This is a genomic window from Neobacillus mesonae (assembly GCF_023715155.1).
Classification (GTDB): Bacteria; Bacillota; Bacilli; order Bacillales; family Cytobacillaceae; genus Neobacillus; species Neobacillus mesonae_A.
On the sequence record NZ_JAMBNQ010000148.1, the window covers coordinates 1 to 255 of the forward strand.

The window sequence follows — 255 nt, forward strand, 5'->3', positions numbered from 1 at the left end:
CGGATAAAAACGTGTTTGAATCGTTTTAAAAAGCCTTTCAATTTTGCCCTTTGCACGGGGGTCGTACGGCTGTGTATGGGCTAAGGTAATCCCAAGTTTAGCGCAAGCGTAGTGAAGCGTTTCAGATCGATAGATCTTTCCGTTATCCGCATAAATAATTGAAGGTTTCCCTCTTCGGATAAGAGCTTCTTTTGTAACGCCCCTTAAACCATCAAACTTCTCTGACGAGAAGAACTGCGCGTATGGCACAAGACG

The 255-nt window shown here is 44.3% G+C and carries 1 pseudogene; it reads right to left on the bottom strand.

From position 1 onward, the window contains the following. A pseudogene (locus M3183_RS27670) lies at positions 1 to 255 on the bottom strand (IS481 family transposase); the annotation flags it as partial.